At 63.4% G+C, this 17,883-nt stretch carries 17 protein-coding genes and 1 tRNA gene; 12 read left to right on the top strand and 6 right to left on the bottom strand.

The annotated features are described in order from the left end of the window. Positions 1 to 265 precede the first annotated feature (265 nt). Positions 266 to 341: transfer RNA gene (locus NKJ11_RS25900), tRNA-Ala, on the bottom strand. Between the two features lie 172 nt (positions 342 to 513). Then, positions 514 to 903, bottom strand: coding sequence for a TIGR02300 family protein (locus NKJ11_RS25905; protein WP_023811519.1), 390 nt, complete (start codon positions 901 to 903; stop codon positions 514 to 516). Between the two features lie 206 nt (positions 904 to 1,109). On the opposite strand from NKJ11_RS25905, the gene aroA reads away from it, so the two are divergent. From aroA to rpsA, 3 genes are all read left to right on the top strand, one after another. Beyond that, entirely contained in the window at positions 1,110 to 2,468 is a 1,359-nt protein-coding gene (gene aroA, locus NKJ11_RS25910; protein WP_352794609.1) for a 3-phosphoshikimate 1-carboxyvinyltransferase, read from the top strand. 254 nt (positions 2,469 to 2,722) lie between these two features. Continuing rightward, on the top strand, positions 2,723 to 3,373 hold the full coding sequence (gene cmk / locus NKJ11_RS25915; protein ID WP_023811517.1) for a (d)CMP kinase: 651 nt from the start codon (positions 2,723 to 2,725) through the stop codon (positions 3,371 to 3,373). Positions 3,374 to 3,582: 209 nt separating this feature from the next. After that, positions 3,583 to 5,280, top strand: a complete 1,698-nt coding sequence (gene rpsA, locus NKJ11_RS25920) for a 30S ribosomal protein S1 (protein ID WP_023811516.1) — start codon at positions 3,583 to 3,585, stop codon at positions 5,278 to 5,280. Between the two features lie 113 nt (positions 5,281 to 5,393). Here the strand turns inward: rpsA and NKJ11_RS25925 are convergent, their stop codons facing one another. The 3 genes from NKJ11_RS25925 to NKJ11_RS25935 form a co-directional block, all read right to left on the bottom strand. Continuing rightward, positions 5,394 to 6,101, bottom strand: a complete 708-nt coding sequence (locus NKJ11_RS25925) for an SDR family NAD(P)-dependent oxidoreductase (protein WP_023811515.1) — start codon at positions 6,099 to 6,101, stop codon at positions 5,394 to 5,396. Positions 6,102 to 6,287: 186 nt separating this feature from the next. Next, on the bottom strand, positions 6,288 to 7,889 hold the full coding sequence (locus NKJ11_RS25930) for a 5-guanidino-2-oxopentanoate decarboxylase (RefSeq protein WP_023811514.1): 1,602 nt from the start codon (positions 7,887 to 7,889) through the stop codon (positions 6,288 to 6,290). Further along, positions 7,886 to 8,734, bottom strand: a complete 849-nt coding sequence (locus tag NKJ11_RS25935) for a dimethylarginine dimethylaminohydrolase family protein (RefSeq protein WP_031213356.1) — start codon at positions 8,732 to 8,734, stop codon at positions 7,886 to 7,888. Before NKJ11_RS25935 ends, NKJ11_RS25930 begins: the two co-directional genes overlap by 4 nt. A gap of 244 nt (positions 8,735 to 8,978) precedes the next feature. On the opposite strand from NKJ11_RS25935, the gene NKJ11_RS25940 reads away from it, so the two are divergent. The 8 genes from NKJ11_RS25940 (at position 8,979) to NKJ11_RS25975 (ending at position 15,731) form a co-directional block, all read left to right on the top strand. Further along, the gene (locus tag NKJ11_RS25940; RefSeq protein ID WP_023811512.1) at positions 8,979 to 9,794 is read left to right on the top strand and encodes an ABC transporter ATP-binding protein; all 816 of its coding nucleotides are present in this window, start codon (positions 8,979 to 8,981) and stop codon (positions 9,792 to 9,794) included. Between the two features lie 54 nt (positions 9,795 to 9,848). Further along, positions 9,849 to 10,649: a transporter substrate-binding domain-containing protein gene (locus tag NKJ11_RS25945; RefSeq protein WP_023811511.1), complete on the top strand. Its 801-nt coding sequence runs from the start codon at positions 9,849 to 9,851 to the stop codon at positions 10,647 to 10,649. A 202-nt stretch (positions 10,650 to 10,851) separates the two neighbouring features. Continuing rightward, positions 10,852 to 11,517: an ABC transporter permease gene (locus NKJ11_RS25950; RefSeq protein ID WP_024501900.1), complete on the top strand. Its 666-nt coding sequence runs from the start codon at positions 10,852 to 10,854 to the stop codon at positions 11,515 to 11,517. Next, positions 11,517 to 12,326, top strand: a complete 810-nt coding sequence (locus NKJ11_RS25955; RefSeq protein ID WP_023811509.1) for an ABC transporter permease — start codon at positions 11,517 to 11,519, stop codon at positions 12,324 to 12,326. Before NKJ11_RS25950 ends, NKJ11_RS25955 begins: the two co-directional genes overlap by 1 nt. A gap of 162 nt (positions 12,327 to 12,488) precedes the next feature. Further along, positions 12,489 to 13,490, top strand: coding sequence for an Ldh family oxidoreductase (locus NKJ11_RS25960; protein WP_164892839.1), 1,002 nt, complete (start codon positions 12,489 to 12,491; stop codon positions 13,488 to 13,490). Positions 13,491 to 13,730: 240 nt separating this feature from the next. Next, complete coding sequence (locus NKJ11_RS25965; protein ID WP_023811506.1) at positions 13,731 to 14,012, top strand: hypothetical protein; 282 nt, start codon at positions 13,731 to 13,733, stop codon at positions 14,010 to 14,012. 195 nt (positions 14,013 to 14,207) lie between these two features. Then, positions 14,208 to 14,660: a DoxX family protein gene (locus NKJ11_RS25970; protein WP_023811505.1), complete on the top strand. Its 453-nt coding sequence runs from the start codon at positions 14,208 to 14,210 to the stop codon at positions 14,658 to 14,660. Positions 14,661 to 14,753: 93 nt separating this feature from the next. Beyond that, positions 14,754 to 15,731, top strand: a complete 978-nt coding sequence (locus NKJ11_RS25975; RefSeq protein WP_023811504.1) for a complex I NDUFA9 subunit family protein — start codon at positions 14,754 to 14,756, stop codon at positions 15,729 to 15,731. A 28-nt stretch (positions 15,732 to 15,759) separates the two neighbouring features. Here NKJ11_RS25975 and NKJ11_RS25980 read toward each other — a convergent pair whose 3' ends face one another. Beyond that, complete coding sequence (locus NKJ11_RS25980) at positions 15,760 to 17,127, bottom strand: cytochrome P450 (protein ID WP_352794611.1); 1,368 nt, start codon at positions 17,125 to 17,127, stop codon at positions 15,760 to 15,762. Positions 17,128 to 17,304: 177 nt separating this feature from the next. On the opposite strand from NKJ11_RS25980, the gene NKJ11_RS25985 reads away from it, so the two are divergent. Continuing rightward, the gene (locus tag NKJ11_RS25985) at positions 17,305 to 17,874 is read left to right on the top strand and encodes an NADPH-dependent FMN reductase (RefSeq protein ID WP_352794613.1); all 570 of its coding nucleotides are present in this window, start codon (positions 17,305 to 17,307) and stop codon (positions 17,872 to 17,874) included. Positions 17,875 to 17,883 lie beyond the last annotated feature (9 nt).

The following is a 17,883-nucleotide window of genomic DNA, read 5'->3' on the forward strand; positions in this document are numbered from 1 at the left end:
ACATCGGCCACCTCGTCGAAACCATCGAGGCAGCCGAATGCAAGAACTACTTCGAAAACGCAGGCTACGCTTCCGTCAAAATATGAAACGCTCTAAGCGCTCCATGAACAGTGAAGACTTTGTCCGGCGAACAGTTGCTCTCGAGAAATGGCTGGTTCGTTCCGTTTGATGGGGGCGCTTTCAGCGGCGTTGCCTGAACTGACCATCAAACGCAGATGACCGCAGTACCACACATTCATCGGCTGCGAATTGCAGAGGGACTGTTTGGTGGAGCCAATCGGGATCGAACCGACGACCTCTTGAATGCCATTCAAGCGCTCTCCCAACTGAGCTATGGCCCCACTTCCGGCAGTCAACCGGCGCCGTTTCCGGCGAAGAGATCCGGCGCGGGTTGGAGACCGCGCCGTTAGTGCAGGCGGCTTCTAACCCCGCCTTTCGTCAATATCAAGCCTTCAAGAGCCGCTTTTTCTTCGCAGGCTACGAAAGCCTGCAAACGCCCGCTTTCAAGGCCGATCAGACCTCGTCGTCGTCGTCGCCGACGCCGATCATGTCGGCAACGTCGTCATCTTCTTCCTCTTCGTCGGCGAGGAAGGTGTCATCCTCGTCGTCGCCGAGGTCGACGTCATCCTCGTCGTCGCCGAGATCCGGCAGGTCGTCGCCCTTGGCGTCCTCGTCGGCCTCTTCAAGCGAGACGACCTCAACGCCCTCTTCTTCCTCGGCGTCCACTTCCTTCTCGGCCACTTCCTCTTCCTCCTCGAGAGCGGCAATCTTGCCTTCCTCGAAATAGGAACGCGGATAGGTCTTGCCGGTGTAGGGCGAGACGATCGGGTCCTTGTTCAGGTCGTAGAATTTTCGGCCCGTCTCCGGGTCGATACGTTTTGTGCCAAGTTCGGTTTTTGCCACGGCAAGCCTCGTCAATAAAAGAGTGGTCCCCTTAACCACAGTTTGCAGCGCTGTCAAAGCGAAAAGCCGGCGTCACAAAACCATACGTTGAAAGGCGTCGCGTCAGTGACGACCATGGGGGATGACCATTTCGGCCCGCCGTGATACGAGACCGCCGCAACAAATGAAAAGCGCCGGCCCGCCGGCATTCCGTCCAGGGAAATTCCATGTCTCACGCCGCCGCGCCCAAGCCGGCCACCGCCCGCCAATCCCCAGCCCTTTCTGGTATCGCGCGCGTGCCGGGCGACAAGTCGATCTCGCACCGCTCCTTCATGTTCGGCGGCCTCGCCTCGGGCGAGACCCGCATCACCGGCCTGCTCGAAGGCGAGGACGTGATGCGCACAGGTGCTGCCATGAAGGCTATGGGCGCACATATCGAGAAGAACGGCGACGAGTGGGTGATCCGCGGCACAGGCAATGGCGCACTGCTGCAGCCGGAAGGCCCGCTCGATTTCGGCAATGCCGGCACCGGCTCGCGGCTCACCATGGGCCTTGTCGGCACTTATGACATGGAGACGACCTTCATCGGCGACGCCTCGCTGTCGGGCCGGCCGATGGGCCGCGTGCTGGAACCCTTGCGCCAGATGGGCGTGCAGGTGCTGAAGGCGACACCGGGTGACCGCATGCCGATCACGCTGCATGGGCCAAAGCATGCCGCGCCGATCACCTATCGTGTGCCGATGGCCTCGGCGCAGGTCAAGTCGGCGGTGCTGCTTGCCGGGCTGAACACGCCGGGCATCACCACCGTCATCGAGCCCGTCATGACGCGCGACCACACCGAAAAGATGCTCAGAGGATTCGGCGCGAACCTGTCGGTCGAAACCGACGAGCGCGGCGTGCGCCACATCTTCATCGAAGGACAGGGCAGACTGACCGGCCAGACCATCGCCGTGCCGGGCGACCCGTCCTCGGCCGGCTTCCCGCTGGTGGCCGCGCTGATCGTGCCGGGTTCCGACATCACAATCGAGAACGTGCTGATGAACCCGACCCGCACCGGCCTGCTTTTGACGCTCCAGGAAATGGGCGGCAAGATCGACATTTTGAACCCGCGCAACGCCGGTGGCGAGGACGTCGCCGATTTGCGCGTGCGCTACTCCGAGTTGAAGGGCGTCACCGTGCCGCCCGAGCGGGCGCCGTCGATGATCGACGAGTATCCGGTGCTGGCGGTCGCGGCGAGCTTCGCCGAGGGCGAGACGCTGATGCAGGGGCTGGAGGAGCTGCGCGTCAAGGAATCCGACCGGCTGTCGGCCGTCGCCAACGGGCTGAAGCTCAACGGCGTCGATTGCACCGAGGGCGAGGCCTCGCTCGCCGTGCGCGGAAAACCGGGCGGCAAGGGGCTGGGTGGCCATCCGAACGGCCAGGACACGACCGTGCAGACCCATCTCGACCACCGCATCGCCATGAGTTTCTTGGTCATGGGGCTGGCGACGGAAAAGCTGGTGACGATCGATGACGCCGCGATGATTGCGACGAGCTTTCCGGAGTTCATGGGGCTGATGACGGGGCTGGGTGCGGAGATCGGCTAGTCGATGGCTTGGGACCAGACTGCAACGCTGGCGGGACAGCACCCCCCTCTGTCCTGCCGGACATCTCCCCCGCAAGGGGGGAGATTGGCGGCTTTGGCGCTCCATTCAATCCTGCAATATTGGCGATTGGCTAAGTCAGCGGTGATGGCTGATCTCCCCCCTTGCGGGGGAGATGTCCGGCAGGACAGAGGGGGGTGTGAAGAATCTCGGCGCCCGTCTTCTTCATCGCACCTGTCAATCGCGGCGGCCCGCCAATGACTCACACCTTCACCATCGCCATCGACGGCCCCGCAGGCGCCGGAAAAGGCACGCTGGCCCGGCGGCTCGCCGACCACTACCGGCTGAACCTGCTCGACACCGGTCTCACCTATCGCGCCGTCGCCTATGCGCTCATCCAGCACGCGCTGCCGCTCGACAATGTCTCGGCCGCCGAAACCGCGGCCCGCCAGGTCGATCTGGCGAAGCTCGACCGGGCGGTCTTGTCAACGCATGCCGTCGGCGAGGCTGCCTCCAAGGTCGCGGTGTATCCGACGGTGCGGCGCATCCTCGTCGAAAAGCAGCGCGACTTCGCCAAGACGCCGCCGGGCGCGGTGCTCGACGGGCGCGACATCGGCACCGTTGTCTGCCCCGACGCCGACATCAAACTCTATGTGACAGCGAGCGCCGAGGTGCGGGCACAGCGCCGGCTGTCGGAGATCGAGAGCATCGGCGGGACCGCCGATTTCACCGAAATCCTCGCCGATATCGTGCGCCGCGACGAACGCGACATGAGTCGAGCGGACTCACCGTTGAAGCCGGCGGCCGACGCGCACTTGCTTGATACCAGCGAAATGGCTATAGAAGCCGCGTTTCTTGCAGCCATGGCGATCATAGACGACGTGCTGGCCAAAAGAGACAACGCCTAATCCGGGTTTTCCCTCGTATTTCCGTTGTCGGAGGCGAAGAAAATACCCATATCGGGCACGAACCAGCCTGCCAGCATTCTTCATGCGCCGGAATTGCCGTTTAAAGAGCGGCCCAGGGTTTTTGTAGCCCGGAACGCCGGTAGGCCAAACGCAACGCTAACCCACGGCGCCCGTCCCGCTTTTAGATGCGGGGCACTCCAGGAGAAACAATGTCAGCTGCAAATCCCACTCGCGACGATTTCGCGAGCCTGCTCGAAGAATCTTTTACCGCCGGCCATTCCGGCGAAGGTCAGGTCGTCAAGGGCATCATCACCGCCATTGAAAAAGACATGGCTATCATCGACGTCGGCCTCAAGGTCGAAGGCCGCGTGCCGCTGAAGGAATTCGGCGTCAAGGGCAAGGACACCACCCTCAAGGTTGGTGACACCGTCGAAGTCTATGTCGAGCGCATCGAAAACGCGCTTGGCGAAGCGATGCTTTCACGTGAAAAGGCCCGCCGCGAAGAGAGCTGGGTCCGCCTGGAAGAGAAGTTCACCAAGGGTGAGCGCGTCGAAGGCGTCATCTTCAACCAGGTCAAGGGCGGCTTCACCGTCGACCTCGACGGCGCCGTGGCCTTCCTGCCGCGCAGCCAGGTCGATATCCGCCCGATCCGCGACGTCTCCCCGCTGATGCACAACCCGCAGCCGTTCGAGATCCTCAAGATGGATCGCCGCCGCGGCAACATCGTGGTGTCGCGCCGTACCGTGCTTGAGGAGAGCCGCGCCGAACAGCGTTCGGAAATCGTGCAGAACCTCGAAGAAGGCCAGGTTGTCGAAGGCGTCGTCAAGAACATCACCGATTATGGTGCGTTCGTCGACCTCGGCGGCATCGACGGCCTGCTGCATGTCACCGACATGGCATGGCGCCGCGTCAACCATCCGACCGAAATCCTCAACATCGGTCAGACGGTCAAGGTGCAGATCATCCGCATCAACCAGGAAACCCACCGCATCTCGCTCGGCATGAAGCAGCTCGAGAGCGATCCGTGGTCCGAGATCGGCACCAAGTTCCCGATCGGCAAGAAGATCAAGGGTACCGTCACCAACATCACCGACTACGGCGCGTTCGTCGAACTGGAGCCGGGCATCGAGGGTCTCATCCACGTTTCGGAAATGTCGTGGACGAAGAAGAACGTGCATCCCGGCAAGATCCTGTCGACGACCCAGGAAGTCGACGTGGTGGTGCTCGAGGTCGATCCGGCCAAGCGCCGCATCTCGCTCGGCCTCAAGCAGACGCTCGAGAATCCGTGGCAGGCTTTCGCCTCGAGCCATCCGGTCGGCAGCCAGGTCGAGGGCGAGGTCAAGAACAAGACCGAGTTCGGCCTGTTCATCGGCCTCGAAGGCGACGTGGACGGCATGGTCCACCTTTCCGACCTCGACTGGACCCGTCCGGGCGAGCAGGTCATCGAAGAGTACAATCGCGGCGACATGGTCAAGGCGCAGGTGCTCGATGTCGACATCGACAAGGAGCGCATCTCGCTCGGCATCAAGCAGCTGGCCAAGGATACGGTCGGCGAAGCGGCGACTTCAGGCGAACTGCGCAAGAACGCGGTCGTCACCTGTGAAGTCATCGGCGTCAAGGATGGCGGTCTGGAAGTGCGGCTGGTCGACAGCGGCATCGAAACCTTCATCAAGCGCTCCGATCTGAGCCGTGACCGCGACGAGCAGCGCCCCGAGCGCTTCACCGTCGGCCAGAAGGTCGACGCGCGCGTCATCGCCTTCGACAAGAAGACCCGCAAGCTGCAGGTCTCGATCAAGGCGCTGGAAATCGCCGAAGAGAAGGAAGCGGTCGCTCAGTACGGCTCGACCGACTCCGGCGCTTCGCTGGGCGACATCCTGGGTGCCGCGCTGAAGAAGCAGGGCAGCTAAGCCCTTCGCACCGCGAAGCCCTTCGAAGCGAAGTTTTCGCACAGGCTCGAAAACAAAACCCCGCCGGAACAATCCGGCGGGGTTTTTCTTTGACCGCGGTAAAGGGTGGAAGGTTACGCCCTGCCGTAAAGCGGCACCAGCGTACCACTCATCGCCAGATTGGCCGGCGATGCCAGATAGGCGATGGCCTCGGCGGCGGCTTCGAGGCTGACCCATCTGGTGACATCGGCATCCGGCATGTCGGCGCGGTTTGCCGGCGTATCGAGTGTCGACGGCGCCACGGCATTGACCAGGATGCCCTTGTGCTTCAGCTCTTCGGCCATCGCCACCGTCATGGCTGCCACCGCCGCCTTGCTGGCGGCGTAAGCGACCATGCCGGCGCCGCGTCGCGGATCGAGCCCGGCGCGCGCGGTGACGTTGACGATACGGCCCGCGGTATCCGATGCGAGCATAGAGCGTACCGCGGCGCGGCAGCACAGGAAGGCTGTGCGCGCATTGGTGTCCATCATCTCGGCAAAGGACGCCGACTCGATCTTTTCAACAGGTGCCGAGGTGAAGCCGCCGGCCAGATGGATCGAGCCCCAAAGGCCTGGAACCTGGCTGTAGAACGCTTCGACCTTGGCAGGGTCCGAGAGATCGACGTTGTGCACCAGCTGGACACGGTCATGCGTGGTAAAGGGGAAATGCGTGGGGGCGGCAGCATGGGCGTTGGGCACATGGCAGATCGCGCCGTCACTCAGCAGTTTGCCGACAACCGCACCGCCGAGCGCACCGGTTCCACCGGTCACGACGATATGCTTGCCTTCAAGTGTTTCCGTCATCTTGGACGCTCCTGTCATTTTTTTGTCGTTAGGTCGTTTCTGTGCCGCCGACGCGAAGCGTCGCGCCTTTTGCGCCATCACTCAATTGACATCTCGACATGGCAGTTGTCGCGTCTTTGCATGCGTCCGCCCACCGGCCGGCCGTGGTTCAGGGCCGTCGAGACGGGAAATACGTAGCACCGTCCTTCAGTCAACCGTGATTTCGATGACGCGCGGCAGTCCGGTGGCCCGGGCGCGCTTCAACGCGTCCGCGAGAGCGTCGATATCGGCAAGCCGTTCGGCGCCGATGCCATAGGCCTCGGCCAGCTTGCAGAAATCGGGCGGCGCCGGCGATACGCCGACGGGCTCGACACCGACATCGAGCATGGAGGTTTCGATCTCGCGGTAGCCTCTGTTATTCCAGACGATGAAGATGACCGGCGCCCGCGCATCGAGCGCGGCGCCCAACTCCGGCAGCGTGAACTGGAAGCCGCCGTCGCCGGTCAGGCAGACAACCGGCGCATCGGGTATCGCAAGGGCCGCGCCAATCGCCGCCGGCGGGCCATAGCCGAGCGCGCCGAAGCCGGTGGCGGCATTGAACCAGCCGCCTGGGCGGTCGTGGTCGTAATAGAGGTTGGCCGCATAGATCGGCTGCGTCGAATCGCCGACGATGAGCGCGCCCGGCAAGGTGTCGCGGATCATCTCGACGGCACGCACTTGCGCCTGCAGGGTCGGATTGAGCTCGGCAAAGGCTGCTTTTCGTGTAGCAGCTGCGCGCGACGGACCGCCCTCGCTTGCCCGGACATGGCCCGTTTCCAGAAGCAGCGCTTCGAGCGCCTCGGCGCAATCGGCCTGGATCGAAACGGTTGCCGGGCGGCGGGCAATCTGGTCCGCGCCGATATCGATGCGGATCAGATTGGCGGGCAGGACGAAGCCGCCATCGCTGTAGCCGTCATAGTCGGTCGGGCCGAATTCGGTGCCGGCGGCAATGACCAGATCGGCTTCGGCCATCAGCGCCCGTACTGTCTTCAGGCTGGGACTGGCCGGCACGCAAAGCGGATGACCATGCAGCAGGCCGCGCGCATTGGTGGTCTGGACGACCGGCGCTCCCAGCCGCTCGGCCAGACGCCGCAATGGCGCCCCGGCGCGTTTGGCGCCGCCGCCGACCAGGATCAGCGGGCGGCGCGCGGCAGCGATGAGTTTGGCCGCGCTGGCAATTGCGGCACCTTCCGGCGCGGGTGGCGTCACATTGCTCAGCATGGCAGCGATGCCATCCGCCGGCTTGACCATGACGTCGGTCGGGATCTCGATATGCACCGGGCCGGGCCGGGCCAATGAAAACAGGGCGAAGGCCTGCGCCAGAGCAGCGGGCAATTCGCTGGCCTCGGTGACGCGCTTCGAAAACAGCGCCACCTTCTCCATCATGCCGCGCTGATCCGGCAGTTCATGCAGATGGCCGAGGCCCTTGCCCAGCGTCGGCATGGCGTTGACGCCGGATATGACCAGCATCGGCACCGAATCAGCGCGTGCCTGCCCCATGGCGGTGATGGTGTTGGTCAGCCCCGGTCCGGTGATGACGAAGGCGACGCCCGGCCTGCCGCTGGCGCGTGCGTAGCCATCGGCCATGAAGCCGGCGCCTTGTTCGTGGCGCGGCGTGACGTGGCGGATCTTCGAGCGCGCCAGCCCGCGATAGAGTTCGACCGTGTGGACGCCCGGAATGCCGAACACCGTGTCGACGCCATGCGCTTCAAGCAGCGAAATCAACGCCTCGCCGACGGTCGTCCCAGTGGTGGTCCCAGTGGCGATCATTGGCGCAGCACCGGGCGCGTCAGGCAGGTCGGACCGCCCTCGCAGGCGATGCAGAGCGCATCCGCATCGAAGGTGGCGACCGTGCAGCCGGCCGCTTCCATGGCGGCCGCCGTCCTGGGAAAGCCGGCAACGGCAATGATCTGGCGCGGCGCGGTCGGCAGCACATTGAGACTGAGCCCGCTGGAAGCGAAGAACTCGTCGGCATCGCCCTCGACCAGCTTGATGCCGCGACCCCGCAGCATCTGGTAGAAGGGGGCCGGCAGCAAGGGCGGGTAGACCAGCGCCAAATCGTCGGCGAGCGGGCTGATCACCGACATCAGATGCAGGCAGGCTTCCTCGCCGTGCCAGAGCGGCAGGTCGAAACCGAAGACCGAAATGCCCTTGGGCGAGAGCAGGTTCGAAAGCTGCTGGATGCCGTCCTGGTTGGTGCGTACGCCACGACCGACGGCCAGCGTGGTTGCATCGACCCAGACGCAGTCGCCGCCTTCCACCTGCCCCGGATCATCGATCCGACCGAGAATGGGTATCCCCATGCGCTTGTAAGCTGCCTCGTGCAGACCGGGCTCGGCACGGCGCAGCGCCTTGCCCATCGAAAGGATAATCGCGCCATGATCGGTCATCAGCGACGGATCATGGGTGAAGACGGAATCGGCCAGCCCGTCATCGGCGTCCGTCAGCCATTCGATCTCGGCGCCGGAAGCCGCGACCATGCTGGTCAACTGCTCATGCTGGGCCGCCGCCTTCTGCGGATCGAACCCCGGACCATAGTGCCATTCCTGTGCCCTGGCATGACGCATGGCGCTCGTGGCGGACCGCATCAACACGCGTTTCAGGGGTCCGGCCATGGACTGCGACCCGTATGATTTGCCCACTAAATTCTCCCTGAACGTCGGTTGGCGCCACTAACCACTACAGCAAGCTGTGATCAATAGTCCAAAAACCATGGTTGACGGAGGCAAGCGGAACGGTCCATCCTGAGCATGGGAACTCTGTCCAGTGACGGGTAATGGGTAAAAGATACCAGCAGCGACGAGCTCGAACGCTCCGCGGAGCGTGGAAGGAATGACGGCCATAAGCGCCGCATCCGGGATGACAGCGCAAAGCGCCGCACCCGCATTGAAACATACGGCGCAGGACGGCGCCGCCGAAGCCATCCATGTCGAGAACCTGCACAAGAGATTCGGTGAGCTGCATGTGCTGAAGGGCGTCTCGCTGTCGGCGCGCGACGGCGAGGTCATCGCCATCATCGGCGGCTCGGGCTCAGGCAAATCGACCCTGCTGCGCTGCATCAACTGCCTGGAAAACCCCACCAGCGGCATCATCCGCGTCAATGGCGAGGAGATCAAGCTCAAGGCCGACAGCCATGGCCACACGGTCCCGGCCGACCGCAAGCAGATCGAGCGCATCCGCTCCAAGCTCGGCATGGTGTTCCAGAACTTCAACCTGTGGAGCCACATGACGCTGATCGAAAACGTCATCGAGGTTCCCGTACATGTGCTTGGCATCAAGCGCGATGTGGCGATCGGCGAGGCCGAGAAACTGCTCGCCCGTGTCGGTCTGGCCGAAAAGCGCGACGTCTATCCGGCCTATCTGTCGGGCGGCCAGCAGCAGCGCGCGGCGATCGCCCGGGCGCTGGCCATCAATCCGCGCGTCATGCTGTTCGACGAGCCCACCTCCGCACTCGATCCCGAGCTGGTCGGTGAGGTGCTGAAGGTGATCGGCGACCTGGCGCGCGAAGGCCGCACCATGGTGCTGGTCACCCACGAGATGAAGTTCGCCCGCGAGGTCGCGACGCATGTCGTCTATCTCTACAATGGATTGGTCGAGGAAGAAGGCCCGCCGGAGCAGATCTTCGGCGCGCCCAAATCCGAAAGGCTGAAGCAGTTCATCCGCAACATCGGCTAGGACAGGCCGGGACGGAAGAAAACCGGGAACCAACAACAAACTGGGAGTCGTGACATGAAGACTGTTCTGAAAACATTCGCCGCAGCGCTGCTGCTCGGCGTCGCCGCCATGGGCGTGGCCAAGGCCGATCCGGTCAAGATCGGCGTCGCCGCCGAGCCTTATCCGCCCTTCACCTCGCCCGATGCTTCGGGCAAGTGGGTCGGTTGGGAGATCGACTTCATCGATGCCGTCTGCGCCGAGGAGAAGCTCGATTGCGTCATTACCCCGGTCGCCTGGGACGGCATCATCCCGGCACTGACGACCAAGAAGATCGACCTCATCGTCTCCTCGATGTCGATCACCGCCGAACGCGCGAAGACGATCGATTTCTCGGACAAGTACTATAACACGCCGACCGCGATCATCGGCCCCAAGGACCAGAAATTCGGCTCCGCCCCGGACGACCTCAAGGGCAAGATCGTCGGCGTGCAGGTTTCGACGGTGCACGCTGTCTACGCCAAGAAGCACTTTGGCAGCACAGCCTCGGAGATCAAGGAATACCAGACCCAGGACGAGGCCAACAACGATCTGGCCGCCGGCCGCCTCGATGCGGTTCAGGCCGATTCCATCGCGCTTGGCGAGTTCCTGAAATCCGACCAGGGCAAGGCCTGCTGCGACTTGAAGGGGATGGTCGCTCCTGACGACGAAGTGCTCGGACCGGGCGTCGGCGCCGGCGTGCGCAAGGAAGACACCGAACTGAAGGGCAAAATCAACGCCGGCATCAAGGCGATCCGCGCCAACGGCAAATATGACGAGATCTCGAAGAAATACTTCGATTTCGACATTTACGGCGGTGGCGGCGCACAGTCGAACTGACGATCCTCGTATGAGCGGTGGGGCATGGCGCCAGCGCCATGCCCCCTGCTCGATCTTTCCCAGGCATGTTTGCCGCCGACGCAGCCGTCGGCGGTTGGCCAGCACTTCGGGGGCGACGCTGATCGACGCACTTCTTTCGGCCTCCGCGGCCGGCATCACCGAGCTTCTCTCGCCCTACCCGCCAGGCTGGGGCGGGGCTCTTTTGGTTGGGCTGCTCCATTCGATCGAGATCGCGCTGGGCGCCACGTGCCTCGGCCTTCTGATCGGCACCGGCGGCGCCTATGGCAAACTTTATGGCGGGCCGGTGGTGCGCGATCTCCTGGCGGTCTACACCACCATCGTGCGCGCGGTGCCCGAACTGGTGCTGATCCTGCTGCTCTATTACGCCGGAACCGACCTGATCAATCAGGCGCTGACGGCCATGGGCTATCAGCGCGTCGACGTGAGTGGCCTTGCCGCCGGCATCGCCGTGCTCGGCTTTGTCCAGGGCGCCTATTCGACAGAGGTGATACGCGGCGCGATCCTGGCCATTCCGCAGGGCCAGATCGAGGCCGCCCGCGCCTATGGAATGTCTCCGGGCCTGATGTTGCGGCGCATCACCTTGCCGTCAATGCTGCCCTTCGCCATACCGGGCCTCGCCAATCTCTGGCTGATCGCCACCAAGGACACCGCGCTGCTGGCGGTCGTCGGTTTCTACGAGCTGGCGCTGGCGACGCGGCAGGCGGCGGGTGTCACCAAAGCCTATTTCACCTTCTTTTTCGCGGCGGGCGTGCTTTATCTGCTTTTGTCGCTGTTCTCCAACCTCGTCATCGGCCGTGTCGAGACCTGGTCGCGGCGCGGCATGCCTTCGCTCAAGGAGGCGCGCTGATGGCCAACGAGGCTGCCATCATCAACGTCGTCGCGCGAACGTCGCTGTGGCTGCAGCCGCACCGCATCGTGCTGATCCTGATCGCACTCGGCCTGGTTCTGTCGGCCGCCTTTTTCATGCGCTGGGACTGGCTGCCGCAATATTATGAAATGGGCTTGATCGGCATCTGGCGGTCGCTGTGGATCCTGGCCGTCACCTGCGTCCTGGGCTTCCTGCTGGCCGTGCCGCTAGGGCTGGCGCAAGCCGCCGGCTCATTCTGGTTCGCCGCGCCCGCCAAGGTGTTCTGCACGGTGATCCGGGGCACGCCGCTGCTGATCCAGCTATGGCTGCTTTATTACGGCCTGGGCTCGCTGTTCCCGCAATATCCTTGGATCCGCGAATCCTGGATGTGGCCATATCTGCGGCAAGCCTGGCCCTATGGCGTGCTGGCGTTGACCCTGTCGTTCGCCGGCTATGAGGGCGAGGTGATGCGCGGCGCCTTTGCGGGCGTGCCGAAGGGGCAACTCGAAGCCGCCCGCGCGTTCGGCATGAGCCGCTGGAAGGCGTTCCGGCGCATCTGGCTGCCGCAAGCCATCTATCGGGCGTTGCCGACGCTGACCGGGGAGACCGTGCTGCAGTTGAAATCGACGCCGCTGGTGGCGACGATCAGCGTCATCGACATCTTCGCCGTTTCGTCCAAGGTGCGGCAGGACACCTATCTCACCTATGAACCCCTGCTGCTGCTGGCGCTGATCTACATGATGATCACCGGTATTCTGGTCTTTGCGTTCAGCAGGATAGAAGCGCGGATCCCCAACAAGATTGGTTAGAGGGGGTAGGGGAGTAGGGGAGTAGGGGAGTAGGGGAGTAGGGGAGTAGGGGAGTATCCGGCTACTATCCACATTCACATTTCCATCCCCATTCGCTATTCACTGCTCACTGTCCCCTACTCCCGTACTCCCCTATTCCCTTACTCCCCTAGGACGGCCATGATGCAACTCAGTCTCGACCAGGCAAAAGGACTGTGCCGGATGGCGGCACTTGGCGCCGGCGCCAATGAGGAAGCGGCACAATCGCTCGCTGCTTCGATCATATCAGCCGAGGCCGAAGGGCTTTCCTCGGTCGGTCTGTCGCATTTCATCGACTATCTTGAGGCGCTGGAAGCCGGACGCATCGACGGCAATGCCGATCCGGTGATCACCCGGCCGGCGCTTGCGGTCTATCTCTCCGATGCACGCGGCGGGCTGGCGCATACCGGCTTCGACCGCACCATCGACGACCTCGCCAAGGCGGCAAAGCTGTTCGGTGTCGCCATCTTCTCGCAGAAGAACGCCTATACATGCGGCGCGCTCGGCTATTTCACCGGAAGGCTGGCAGCACTTGGACTGGTGTCGTTCGCCGCCACCAACGGCCCGGCCGTGCTTGCCGGCTCGGGCTCGGTCAAGCCGGTCTATTGCACCAACCCGATGTCGTTTGCCGCACCCGCCGCCGACGGCGCGCCGCTGGTCATCGACCAGTCGTCAAGCGCCACCGCCTTCGTCAACATCCGCAAAGCGGCCGAAGAGGGCAAGACAATCCCGGAAGGCTGGGCGCTGGACGCCAGCGGCAACCCGACCACCGATCCGGCCGCCGCCATGAAGGGCGCCATGCTTGCCTTCGGCGGCCAGCGCGGTGCCAACATCGCGTTGATGGTCGAAGTGCTGGCAGCCGGCCTGTCAGGCGCCAACTGGTCGCTCGACGCGCCATGGTTCAGCGGCGGGCCGGACAGTCCCGGCACCGGCCTGTTCGTGCTTGCCGTCGAGCCCAAGCTGCTCGATCCGGATTTCGAGCAGCGGATGAAGGACCAACTCGACCGGCTGCGGCGGCGCTTCGGCGTGCACGTGCCGGGCCGCGCCCGTGCAGAGGCGGCAGAGAAGGCGCAAGCGCGGGGCATCACCGCATCCAAGGCGGTGGTGCAGCGCATTTCCGAATTCGCCGCACGCTACTCTTCCTGAATAATAATTAAATATCAATTGGTTATCTGAAATCAGCCCGCCCCAGGCGCGGTGCGGTGCGATTTTCTTTGCGCGCCGCTGAACCTTTCCGCGCCTTGCTGCGACACAGCTTTGTCCAGGGCAAGGCGAGCTTGCCCGATCCACACCGGGGGAAGCACCAAACCGAAATCGAAAGCCTGCATCACGCGATGGCCGGTCCTTCGCGCCTCGGAAACTCAACCCAAATCAAAGGAAATTGTCATGACCAACACCAAGATCACCATGCTGACCGCCGTCCTTCTGCTCGGCTCGTTCATGGGTGCCACACAGGCAGCCACCTTGAAGGCCGCGCCGGCCAAGCCGTCCAGCCCGGGTGTCATCACTGCCCCGAGCGGCGGGGCCACCGAAGATCACTACTGCAAGAACGGCCATGCAAAATTCGCCAATTGCAGCGCCGATTTCGTCGCCGCCTGCAAGAAGGTTGGTGGCACCATGTCGGATGTTCAGGGCTGGGGTGGGCGTACTTGCTTCACGCCCTCCTGATACCGTCTCAGGTCAGGCCGCTCCGTCGGCCCCTGACTTCACATGGACGTCGCCCGGAAAACCCCGCTTCTGCGGGGTTTTCTGCGTTTGGCCGCGCAATGTTAAAACATTCGTAGTTTGGTCAACTTTTGTTTATTTGACTTCGTCCGACCTGATCGGCCGTTTGCGCTGATCAAGCAAAACAGAGGAGCTACAATGTCGGCAAGCACGGACAATCCCCGCAACGCCCTTATCATTCCGGCCCTTGGCAGGGTTTACGCCGCTCTGCACGATGGTGCCGAAACGGTTCTTCGCGTCGTCGCCGGTGGGTTTCTAGCCATCCACGGTTCGCAGAAGATCACCAATCCTTTCGGCGCCGCCGAGATGGTCGAGGGTCTCGGCTTTTATCCGGGTGCGTTGTGGTCCTTGCTTTTGGCCTGCACTGAATTCTTCGGCGGCATCTTCATCGCCATCGGGTTTTTGACGCGGCCGGCCGCCTTTGCCGGCCTGTTCGTGCTGCTGGTCACGGTCTGGTTCCACTGGGTTACGATGGACCAGGGTTATTCGGGCGCGGAGAAGTCGCTGCTGTGGGCGGCGATCCTGCTCTTCTTCGTCATTCGCGGCGGCAACCGCCATTCGGTCGACGCCCGTATCGGCAAAGCGTTCTGACAGGCTGATAGCGACGACGCGTCGCCCTTTGCCTTTGGCACGAAACGGATTATGAAACGGCTTCAGCCAAGCTTGCGAGCGCCGGAGCCAGCCATGACCGAAATCCTGCAGACCCCAAAGCTCGTCGTCGTCTTTGGCGGGTCAGGCTTTGTCGGGCGCCATGTCGTGCGTGCGCTGGCCAAGCGCGGCTATCGCATCCGGGTCGCCTGCCGGCGGCCCGATCTTGCCGGCCATTTGCAGCCGCTTGGCAATGTCGGCCAGATCCAGCCGGTCCAGGCCAATGTGCGCGTGCGTTGGTCGGTAGACCGCGCCGTGCAAGGCGCCGACCATGTCGTCAATCTGGTCGCCATCCTGCATGAGAGCGGCCGGCAGAAATTCTCCGCCGTGCACGAATTCGGCGCCCGCGCAGTGGCCGAGGCCGCGCGCTCGGTCGGCGCCGGCCTGACCCACATTTCTGCGCTTGGCGCCGATCTGGACTCCGAATCGGACTACGCGCGCACCAAGGCGCTTGGCGAAAAGGCTGTGCTGGAGACGATCAAGGACGCCGTGATCTTCCGGCCGTCGATCAATTTCGGACCCGAAGACGGCTTCTTCAATCGCTTCGCCAACATGGCGCGCTATTCGCCGGTGCTGCCGCTGATCGGCGGCGGCCAGACCAAGTTCCAGCCGGTCTATGTCGGCGACGTTGCCGAAGCGGTGGCGCGCTCGGTCGACGGCAAGGTGGATGGCGGCCATATCTATGAACTCGGCGGGCCGAAGGTGCTCACCTTCAAGGAATGCATGGAAGAGCTGCTCGAGGTGATCGAGCGCAAGCGCCTGCTGGTGCCGGTGCCGTGGTGGGTGGCCAACATCCAGGCCTCGATCCTCGGCCTCTTGCCCAATCCGCTGCTGACCAAGGACCAGGTGATGCAGCTGCGCGAACACAACATCGTTTCGGACGCGGCCGCCAAGGCCAACCGGACGCTTGCGGGGCTCGGCATCCAGCCGCAATCGATCGCGACGATCCTGCCCAGCTATCTCTGGCGCTACCGCGCCGCCGGCCAGTTCCAGCAGCGCAAGCCTGCAGCATAGTCGTTACAGCTACCTGAAGGGGTCACGCCTATCTTGGCGTCACCCGCATCGGCAGACCGCCTTGTGGCTGCGTGGTGAGTTTCTGCACCGGCCAAGGCTTGGTTTCGGCGGTGGTGTCGAAGCGGAAGCGCGACAGCATGATCGCCAGCGCGATGATCGCCTCCTGCATGGCGAAGCTGGCGCCGATGCAGACGCGCGGGCCGGCGCCAAACGGGAGATACTGGAAGCGGTCGATCTTTTCGCGGTTTCCCGGATGGAAGCGCTCCGGCAGGAAGGCATCTGGCCTGTCCCACAGTTTCCTGTGGCGATGCACGACCCAGGGCATCACCAGTACGGCGGCATGCTTCGGAATATAAAGATCCTTCCACATTTCCGGTTCGATCGGCTCGCGGTTGATCGACGGCGCCGGCGGATAGAGCCTGAGCGCTTCGTCGAAAGCCGCACGCGTGAACGGCATGGCGTCAAGCCACTTCGTCGGATCGGGCTCGCGCGCCAGCACCTGGTCGATCTCGTGCTCGACCCGGTCGCGCTCCCACGGTGATTCAGCCAGGCAATAGAGCGTCCAGCCGAGCGCACGCGCCGTCGTCTCATGGCCGGCACCGATGAAGGTGATGATGTTGTCCTCGACCTCGGCCCGTGTCAGTCCGTCGGGTCCCTCGGCCTTGAGCAGCAGTGTCAGGAAATCCTGCGGCACGGCATCAGGGTCGCGCTTGAATTTCGCTTCGCGCATCTTGACCGTGTCGGTGACGATCTTGCGGAAATAGGCCATGGTCTTGCGCCCGCGGATGCGGGTCAGCCTCGGCAGCCAGTCGGGCGCGCGCAACAGATCGAGCGGATCGACGCGGCCCATGGTCTCGAACAGGCGGTCGATCTCGTTGGCAAAACTGCCCGGCTCGCCCGATATCTCGCCGGAAAATAGCGTCTCGGCCAGGATGTCGTAGGTGAGCAGCGTCATGTCATGAGCGATGTCGGACGTGCCGCCGTCTTCATAGCGGGTGACGAAGTCCAGCGTGCGTCTCAGCATCGGCTGGGCGAAGCCGAAGATGTGGCGCGGCGTGAACACCGGCGCCATCGCCTTGCGCGACCGCTTCCAGACCTCGCCCTCGGCGGTCAGCAGGCCGTCGCGCAGGATCGGCCGCAGGATCTTCTGGCGCACCGTCGCCATCTTGTAGTTCCTGGCGTTGTCGACCAGCACATGGCGGATCAGGCCGGGATCGTTGGCGACGATCAGATGTCCGCCAACGCCATTGGCCGAAATCCAAGGCTCGTTGTAGGTGTGTTCACCCCACAATTCGAGCGGGTTGCGGTAGACGATGCGGATCATCTCCAGCGTCGAGGGCGGCGTCGTGCGCGGCTTCGGCGCCGGGGGAATGAAGGGGGCGGGCTGGATGTCCATGCTGTGCTCCGCTGATGACCCAATGTAGTGGGCCGCAAAGCAGGCGTCCATGTGACCGTACGGCAAGGCCCTGCTCTCCGGAACGTGACCGGTTACCGTGAGGTGCCTTCTTGTTGCCCCGAGCGGCATGCCCTAGGTGGCAGTCACCAATGGATACCGCTATCGCAGGAGCCCAGCTTGAAGCACCAGTTGAACATCATCATCGGCAGCACGCGGCCAGGCCGCGCAGGGCCGGTTTTTGCCGAGTGGCTGGAGACGTTCGCGCGCGAGCATGGAAAATTCGAGCCGGTACTGACCGACATCGACACGTTCAAGCTTCCGGTGCTGGACGAACCGCACCATCCAAGACTCGGCAATTACCAGAACGACCATACCAAGGCCTGGTCGAAAGCGATCGATGCCGCCAATGCCTTCATCTTCGTGGCGCCGGAATACAATTATTTCGTGGCGCCGGCGATCGTCAACGCGATCGATTATCTCTCGCGTGAATGGAAGTACAAGCCTGCCGCCATTTTCAGCTATGGCGGCGTCTCCGGCGGCCTGCGCGCGGCGCAAGCGCTGAAGCCGCTGCTGACCTCGGTGGGTGTCATGCCGATCTCGGAAGGCGTCGCGCTGCCGATGTACCAGAAACTGCTCGACGAAAATGGCGCTTTCAACGCCGGCGAACAGGTGCAGGGCGGAGCCAAAACCATGCTCGACGAGCTGTTGCGCTGGAGCGAGGCTTTGAAGCCGATGCGGGCTGCCTGAAAACGCTGG

It is taken from the genome of Mesorhizobium sp. M0243 (assembly GCF_040321775.1).
Lineage (GTDB): Bacteria > Pseudomonadota > Alphaproteobacteria > Rhizobiales > Rhizobiaceae > Mesorhizobium.

What these genes read in the sequence shown, in the direction of transcription:
- aroA (WP_352794609.1), top strand. Translation starts at nt 1,110, where the DNA reads ATGTCTCACGCCGCCGCGCCCAAGCCGGCCACCGCCCGCCAATCCCCA.
- cmk (WP_023811517.1), top strand. Translation starts at nt 2,723, where the DNA reads ATGACTCACACCTTCACCATCGCCATCGACGGCCCCGCAGGCGCCGGA.
- rpsA (WP_023811516.1), top strand. Translation starts at nt 3,583, where the DNA reads ATGTCAGCTGCAAATCCCACTCGCGACGATTTCGCGAGCCTGCTCGAA.
- NKJ11_RS25925 (WP_023811515.1), bottom strand. Translation starts at nt 6,101, where the DNA reads ATGACGGAAACACTTGAAGGCAAGCATATCGTCGTGACCGGTGGAACC.
- NKJ11_RS25930 (WP_023811514.1), bottom strand. Translation starts at nt 7,889, where the DNA reads ATGATCGCCACTGGGACCACCACTGGGACGACCGTCGGCGAGGCGTTG.
- NKJ11_RS25935 (WP_031213356.1), bottom strand. Translation starts at nt 8,734, where the DNA reads ATGGCCGGACCCCTGAAACGCGTGTTGATGCGGTCCGCCACGAGCGCC.
- NKJ11_RS25940 (WP_023811512.1), top strand. Translation starts at nt 8,979, where the DNA reads ATGACAGCGCAAAGCGCCGCACCCGCATTGAAACATACGGCGCAGGAC.
- NKJ11_RS25945 (WP_023811511.1), top strand. Translation starts at nt 9,849, where the DNA reads ATGAAGACTGTTCTGAAAACATTCGCCGCAGCGCTGCTGCTCGGCGTC.
- NKJ11_RS25955 (WP_023811509.1), top strand. Translation starts at nt 11,517, where the DNA reads ATGGCCAACGAGGCTGCCATCATCAACGTCGTCGCGCGAACGTCGCTG.
- NKJ11_RS25960 (WP_164892839.1), top strand. Translation starts at nt 12,489, where the DNA reads ATGCAACTCAGTCTCGACCAGGCAAAAGGACTGTGCCGGATGGCGGCA.
- NKJ11_RS25965 (WP_023811506.1), top strand. Translation starts at nt 13,731, where the DNA reads ATGACCAACACCAAGATCACCATGCTGACCGCCGTCCTTCTGCTCGGC.
- NKJ11_RS25970 (WP_023811505.1), top strand. Translation starts at nt 14,208, where the DNA reads ATGTCGGCAAGCACGGACAATCCCCGCAACGCCCTTATCATTCCGGCC.
- NKJ11_RS25975 (WP_023811504.1), top strand. Translation starts at nt 14,754, where the DNA reads ATGACCGAAATCCTGCAGACCCCAAAGCTCGTCGTCGTCTTTGGCGGG.
- NKJ11_RS25980 (WP_352794611.1), bottom strand. Translation starts at nt 17,127, where the DNA reads ATGGACATCCAGCCCGCCCCCTTCATTCCCCCGGCGCCGAAGCCGCGC.